The sequence below is a fragment of the Capnocytophaga sp. oral taxon 329 str. F0087 genome (assembly GCF_000213295.2).
In the GTDB taxonomy this organism is placed as follows: Bacteria; Bacteroidota; Bacteroidia; order Flavobacteriales; family Flavobacteriaceae; genus Capnocytophaga; species Capnocytophaga leadbetteri_A.
Genome location: NZ_KN389989.1, coordinates 63510 through 71097, shown reverse-complemented (window position 1 = coordinate 71097; position 7588 = coordinate 63510). Strand labels below are relative to the sequence as shown.

Sequence of the window (7588 nt, the reverse complement as noted above, 5' to 3'; positions counted from 1 at the left end):
AGTAGCAAGAGCTTATGCGCACTTTTCGTTAGTAAATCTTTTCTGCAAACCTTATAATCCGACTACTAGTGCGAGTGACTTGGGTATCCCTTATATGTTAGCTTCTGAAACAGAATTAGACGGTAGATATAGCCGAGGTACTGTAGCGCAAGTATATGCACAAATAGATGCTGACCTAACAGCAGGCCTGCCGTTAATAAATGACAGCAACTATGAGATGCCTAAATATCACTTCAACAAGAAAGCTGCCTACGCTTTTGCAGCACGTTTCTATCTGTATTACCAACAATGGCAAAAAGCTTTAGACGCTGCTAATGTAGTACTTACTACTAATAACACGACTACTAAGAATATGCTGCGCAATTGGAAAGACTTTAGAGATGCTACTAAAACAGGTGGTACTGATATAGAGAAGTTTGCCATCTATTACACTCGTGAAGATGAGACTGCTAACCTAATGCTACACCCTGTTTATTCGCTAATTTCATCATCGTATTTTTCAACCTCTAATGCCAGACGATTTATTCACAACCACCGTATAGCGGGAGAAACTTTGGCTACTGCTAACCCTTGGGATAAACAAGGCAATTCGGGTAAAGCTAACTATGGTTATGAATTTTACTGGTTTACCCCTTTTGATGTGTTTGACAACAGACGTGATGCGGTAGTTTATGGTAAATTCCCCACTTTTAAAGACAGTAGTACTCGTACGATAATGATACCTTTTACTACTGACGAAACCTTATTGGTAAGAGCTGAGGCAAAAATACTCTTAGGTCAGTATGACAGTGCTGTAACCGACCTGAATATGTTTACCTCTAAATTTATTCAACAAACCACTATCAATGGCTATACGAGTAGCAATACTTTAACAAAGGACGAAATTATAGACTTTTATAACGGTATTGCCTACTCAGAAAGTACCGTAAATGGTGCTACCCAAAAGAAGCACCTCAATCCGTCATTCACTATCAGTAGCGATGGGGTACAAGAACCCCTATTGCACTACGTACTACAATGCCGCCGTGTACTAACCTTAGGCGAAGGTTTGCGCTGGCAAGACGTACGCCGCTACAATATAGAAGTAGCGCGCTACCAGAGCGATAACTCAAACCGAAACGATGCTACTGTGAAAGCTATATTGCCTGCAAACGATTTGCGCAGAGCTATTCAGCTACCTGATGCTGTAATAGGTAAAGGTATGCAAGAAAACCCAAGATAAAATAAAATATAAACTATGAAAAAAATACTATACACCCTTTTAGCCTTATCATTTTTAGGCTGTGATAATGACGATAAGCTCGCAGATGAGAGTGTTATCATTCGCAATGGAGAAGAAAGCCAGAGCTTGAACCCCCAAAACGATTTGGACAAGTATTTAGATGAGACTTTTGCCAAACCGTACAACATACAGATATTATACCGCTTTTTGGAGCGAGAAATCAGTAGGATTTATACTTATACCCCTACTAAATACAACAAAGCGATAGAGTTTGCTAACGTATTTAACTACCTATTTATAGAACCATACGTAAAACTGACCTCTAAACCCTTTATGAAAGAGCACTCGTTTAACACCCTTATACTGATAGGTGAACCCGCTTTCAACCCTACTGGTACCAAATTGGTGGGATTAGCTGCGGCAGGTATAAAAATACACCTAACCGATATAAACCACTTAGAGGCTAACAACATCTATTGGCTGAATGACAATATTTTGGCTACTCTTTACCACGAAAATGCTCACACTTGGCATCAGGCAAAGTTATACACTACTGATTATGAGAAAATATCAGCAAGTGACTACAAGAACGACCGCTGGGTAAACGAGTGGAACTTAAGCACCAAAAACTACCTAAAAGCAGGTTTTATAACTGCCTACTCGAGTTTTGACCACGATGAGGATTTCGTAGAGCTATTAGCCCGCTATATAGTGTATTACAACGCTTCTTTAGACTGCGGTTGTGCTACTACTAACCGTACTTTAGACGCTGATGGTGATGGTTTTGATGATGCACTATACAATGCTTGGAAAGCTAAATTTAGCAACTATGGCAATACCCTCACAGAATACTATACCCCGTATGAATCGACTAGCGTATGGGAAGAGGTACTAAAAGAGGCAGACAGAAAAATAAGACCTACTGAAACCTATACCGGTAAACAAAAGATAGAACAAAAAATAGCCATAATGAAGAAATACCTACAGGAAGAATGGAATATCAACCTTGATGAACTGCGCGCTGAAATACGCAGTCGATATCCATACGTAGCTGGTAAGACTTTTGATGGCGTACCTGTACAACGAAAAGATTTCACCCGATTAACCCGTTAATACAACAATGAAAAAATATATATTCTTATCATTATCATTTCTCGCCTTTATAAGTTGTAATTATAAGGAGGAGGAGACTTTTACAAAAAAAGCCTCAGAACGTACTGTAAATTCGCTCAATAGCTATAAAAATACTTTAGAGAACGACGGCTATTGGCTGCTAACTTACTACCCTGAACAATACCGCGTAGGGTATTGGGTATACCCCTATCAGCCAGAGGTTTTTGCTACTGACAAAGACTTTCCTAAATTTCATAGAAGTATAGGAGGTTATAACTTTTTGATAAAGCTGAAAAATGGTGAGGTAACCGCCTCATCAGAGGTAAGTTATACCAATGCTGAAGAGACTTCTTTCTTCACCTATGACATCACAGAAGGACCAACGCTTAGCTTTGACACTTTCAACAGTGTACTACATCATTTTAGGTTTGTATCGCCCACTTTTCCTAATGCGAGAGGAGGTGAAACTGACTTCATTATTCTGAAGTACGAAAACGATACTTTCACCTTGCGTGGTCGTACCTCTAATAATATTATGACTTTGAAGAAATTCACTGGAGATAGAGAAACCTTTTTGAACAAAATACGCGAGAATAGCAATGCTCTACAGTACAAAGGGCTTTCACCCATAAATGTAGGAGGTACTGAGGTAACCCTTAAACTCTTCCCCAGCTACCGACAGCTTACTTTTATATACGACAATAACCAAAAGTACGTACAATCACCTTTTATAATCACTGAAAAAGGTATCAAATTTTACGAACCTGTGAAGATAAATGGGGTGACCTTTGACGAATTTCATTTCAATGATGATAAAACAGCCTTAGTGACTGCTGATGGCAGTATTAGTAGTAACTTTGTAACCTCGGCTATCACGTTAAGCAGTAACGCTTCGTACATCACTTTTGACAGCAGTAATGCTTCTGACAAAGCAATCAATATGTTCAATAGAGCTAAAAGAGCTGTAGAACGGTCGAGAGATAAAAGTTATACTCTGTTAAACTACATTAGGTTAGCAAATGTAATGGGTAATGACCAAGCACAAACAGCAGGCATACAAGGTTATGTGGCAGAAAAAAACAACCTCAATAATACGAGCAGTGTATACTACGAAATGGACTTTGTGGGATTAGCAAATAACAACAATGAACAGCAGGTAGAAATACTGATAAAAGATATGCCTAATGAGGGAGACCCTGTTTACAAAAATAGTCTTTATTACTACCGCGAAGCAGAGCGATTATTCTTAAGTTTAGCTAAGGCTGGCCCTTATAAAGTGACGGTATATAATGATAATTATACTGGGGTGACAAGTGTAAAAGACCCTGACCTATGGTTTTACATATATACCCCCTAAAAAAATGTTAAAAATATTTTTTTGTTAGAAAAATAATGCGTACATTTGCACCGCTTTTCAGAGGGAAGACCCTTTAAGGGAAGACTGAAAACTATGAGTTTTGTAAATTACAAATTTCTAAATATAAGACATTATGAGTAATTCAAAAAAACTTGCTGTAGATAAATACGGCATCAAAAACGCTACCGTTCGTTACCAACTTTCAGCAGACGAACTACACCAAGAAACTTTAGACAAAAAATTAGGAGTAGAGGCTTCTTCAGGAGCTATTGCTATCAACACTGGTAAATTTACTGGTCGTTCTCCTAAAGACCGTTTCATCGTAAAAGATGACATTACTAAAGATCGCGTATGGTGGGGAAATATTAACATTCCTTTTGAACCTGAAAAGTTTGATAAACTATACGAAAAAGTAGTAGCTTATCTTTCAAGCAAAGAAATCTATGTACACGATGGGTATGTATGTGCTGACCCTAAATATCGTACTAATATTCGTACTATTACTGAACTTCCTTGGAGCAACCTTTTTGCTTTAAATATGTTCTTACGTATAGAAGATAGCGAACTTGCTTCTTTCAAAGAAGATTGGTTAGTAGTTAATGCTCCTGGTTTTGAAGCTGACCCTGCAGTAGATGGTACACGCCAAGCAAACTTCGCTATCCTTAACTTTACTAAAAAAATCGCCCTAATAGGTGGTACAGGTTATACCGGAGAAATTAAAAAAGGTATTTTCTCTGCTATGAACTTTGAATTGCCAGTGTTCCGCAACACTATGCCAATGCACTGTTCTGCTAACGTAGGTAAAGACGGTGATACAGCTATCTTCTTTGGTCTTTCTGGTACTGGTAAAACTACTCTTTCTGCTGACCCTAACCGCCACCTAATCGGTGATGACGAACACGGTTGGACTCCAGAAAATACTGTATTCAACTTTGAAGGAGGTTGCTATGCTAAAGTAGTAGACCTAACCGCTGAAAAAGAACCAGAAATCTTTGCAGCTATTAAAAAAGGAGCTATCCTTGAAAACGTAATTATGGATGATAAAGGTGTAGTAGACTTCGCTCGTACTGATATCACCGAAAACACTCGTGTTTCTTATCCTATTTACCACATCGCTAATATCCAACCAGGATCTATAGGACACAATCCTAAGAACATTTTCTTCCTTACTTTTGATGCTTACGGTGTATTGCCTCCAATCTCTAAATTAACTCCTGAGCAAGCGGCTTACCAATTCGTATCTGGTTATACTTCAAAAGTAGCAGGTACTGAAGTAGGAATTACTACCCCACAAAAAACATTCTCTGCTTGCTTTGGTGCTGCCTTTATGCCACTTCACCCAGCTGAATACGGAAAACGTTTAGCTGAAAAAATTAAAGAAACTGGCGTAAACGTATGGCTAGTAAACACTGGATACAACGGAAAAATGAAGAGATGCAGCCTAAAAGATACCCGCGCGCTTATTACAGCGGCTCTTACTGGCAAACTTAACAACGTTGAGTACAAAGATCTTCCTATCTTCGGCTTCAAAGTGCCTCAATCTTGCGAAGGTGTTTCTGACCAAAGCATCTTGAACTCAGAAAACACTTGGGAAGACAAAGCTCAATTTAGTGCTAAACTAAAAGAATTAGCTGAGTCATTCGTACAAAACTTCAACGATAAGAAATTTGCTGAAGGTGCAAGTGCTGACGTTCTTGCTGGTGCTCCTAAATTGTAATTTGCTTTAAAGGACATATTTGTAGAAAAAAGCTGTTTGGTGAAAAACCAAACAGCTTTTTTAATTATCAATTCTGAATAGTTAATTATGAATTTGGCACAATTGTTGCCTAATGGTAGTATGAAATAACAAAATACTAAAACAAAAGAATATGATAAAGAATTATGCAAGTATGGTAGCTACTGCTATTTTGGGTGGTGCTATGACTTTAGGAGGTTACAAATTATTTATAGACAAACACGATGCTAAACAAGAAGCCCTTGAACTGCTATCGCGCCCAGCTGTAGTGCAAACTAATTACAACGCTGCTAACGGGAAGTTTGAGCTAAAAGAAGATAGCTTTATAGAAGCTGCTAATAAAACAGTGAATAGCGTGGTGCACGTAAAAAACACTGTGAAATCGCAAGGGATTACCTCTATCTTTGACCTTTTTTATGGTAACGGCGGAGGCGAGCAGACTCAAGTAGGTACTGGCTCTGGTGTGATTATTACTCCTGATGGCTATATAGTGACTAACAACCACGTAATCGCTAATGCTACTACGCTAGAAGTAACCCTAAACAACAATAAAACTTATCCTGCCAAACTGATAGGTACAGATACCTCAACCGATATAGCCCTACTAAAAATAGAAGCTGAAGAGAAGTTGCCCTTTCTTACCTTTGCTAACTCTGACAACACTCAATTAGGGGAATGGGTATTGGCAGTGGGGAACCCTTTCAACCTTAACTCGACTGTAACAGCAGGTATTATCAGTGCTAAAGCACGTAATATTAGCGAGCGCGGTAGCGATAAGATAGAATCATTTATCCAAACCGATGCTGCCGTGAATATGGGTAATAGCGGTGGTGCCTTAGTAAACCTAAACGGCGACCTTATAGGTATTAATACTGCTATCTCATCTACTACAGGCGTGTATATGGGCTATTCTTTTGCTGTACCAAGCAATATCGCTAAAAAAGTAGTAGAAGACCTAATTGAATACGGCAATGTACAACGCGGAGTAATGGGCGTGCGTGGACAAGGATTAGACTCTGAAGTGGCTAAAACTCTTAATGTGAAAGAAACAGAAGGCTTCTACGTGGCTAGTGTAGAAGAAGATTCTGGAGCTGGTGCTGCTGGACTTAAGAAAGGCGACATCATTAAACAGCTTGACAATGTGAAGATACACACATATTCTGACCTCAGTGGTTATATAGCTTCTAAACGTCCTGGTGATGTACTAAAAGCTACCTACATACGCGATGGTAAGGAGAAAACTGCCGATATCACCTTGAAGAAAAACAATACTTACATCATACAGTCGTTAGGCTTAGAGGTAAAAAATCTATCAGAGGCTGACCACAAACGATTTAAAACCAAAGCAGGTGTAAAAGTAACAGGGGCTGGGCAGTTCTACGAATATAATAATATCAATATCGTTGGCAAAGTATTACTATCTATCAACGGTAAAGCTATCAAAGATGTAGATGAACTGAAAAGCATAATGGCAGGACTTTCGGCACGCGACCGTAATTCATTAGAAATACTGAATGATAAAGGAGAAAAAGAAAGACTTTTCTTTTAATAGTTAATAAAATTAATAGACTTTGTCAGAGTTCTAGGACTCTGACAAAGTTTTTATTACTTCATAATTCAAAATTCATAAAATTCTTCCTGTGAATATAAAACTTATCGCTGTAGGAAAGACTGATAACCCAGCCCTACAACAACTTATTAGTACCTACGAAAAAAGGCTTTCATATTATATCAACTTTGATTTGCAGTTACTACCTGATATTAAGAATAACAAATCGCTATCTGAAGAACAGCAAAAGGTAAAAGAAGGCGAGCTTATACTCAGCTATGTAGAACCCTCTCATCACCTTATCCTTTTAGATGAACGAGGTAAAGAATATACTTCTATTGCTTTTGCTGATGAACTTCAAAAGAAAATGAACACTGGTATTAAGCAGCTGACCTTTGTTATTGGTGGTCCTTATGGTTTTTCACAAGCAGTATATCAGCGGTCTAACAGCAAGCTATCACTATCTAAACTCACCTTTTCTCACCAGATGATAAGACTCTTTTTTGTAGAGCAACTTTATCGTGCTTTTACAATTTTGAGGAATGAACCTTATCATCATCAATAATTTTTCATACCTTTACGCCCTTAAAAATAAAAACTATGATAAAAAAA

The 7588-nt window shown here is 38.2% G+C and carries 6 protein-coding genes; all 6 read left to right on the top strand.

The window, feature by feature from the left end:
• The coding region (locus HMPREF9074_RS02910; RefSeq protein ID WP_034539634.1) for a RagB/SusD family nutrient uptake outer membrane protein at positions 1-1222 on the top strand (1222 nt) is incomplete at its 5' end.
• A 15-nt stretch (positions 1223-1237) separates the two neighbouring features.
• Positions 1238-2335, top strand: a complete 1098-nt coding sequence (locus tag HMPREF9074_RS02905) for a substrate import-associated zinc metallohydrolase lipoprotein (protein WP_009389820.1) — start codon at positions 1238-1240, stop codon at positions 2333-2335.
• A gap of 7 nt (positions 2336-2342) precedes the next feature.
• Positions 2343-3692 (top strand): DUF4302 domain-containing protein, encoded by a 1350-nt coding sequence (locus tag HMPREF9074_RS02900; RefSeq protein ID WP_009389819.1) that lies wholly within the window; start codon positions 2343-2345, stop codon positions 3690-3692.
• Positions 3693-3825: 133 nt separating this feature from the next.
• Complete coding sequence (gene pckA, locus HMPREF9074_RS02895; protein WP_009389818.1) at positions 3826-5409, top strand: phosphoenolpyruvate carboxykinase (ATP); 1584 nt, start codon at positions 3826-3828, stop codon at positions 5407-5409.
• A gap of 151 nt (positions 5410-5560) precedes the next feature.
• A complete protein-coding gene (locus HMPREF9074_RS02890; RefSeq protein WP_009389817.1) occupies positions 5561-6976 on the top strand; it encodes a trypsin-like peptidase domain-containing protein in 1416 nt (471 codons plus the stop codon).
• A gap of 91 nt (positions 6977-7067) precedes the next feature.
• Positions 7068-7541, top strand: coding sequence for a 23S rRNA (pseudouridine(1915)-N(3))-methyltransferase RlmH (gene rlmH / locus HMPREF9074_RS02885; RefSeq protein ID WP_009389816.1), 474 nt, complete (start codon positions 7068-7070; stop codon positions 7539-7541).
• Positions 7542-7588 lie beyond the last annotated feature (47 nt).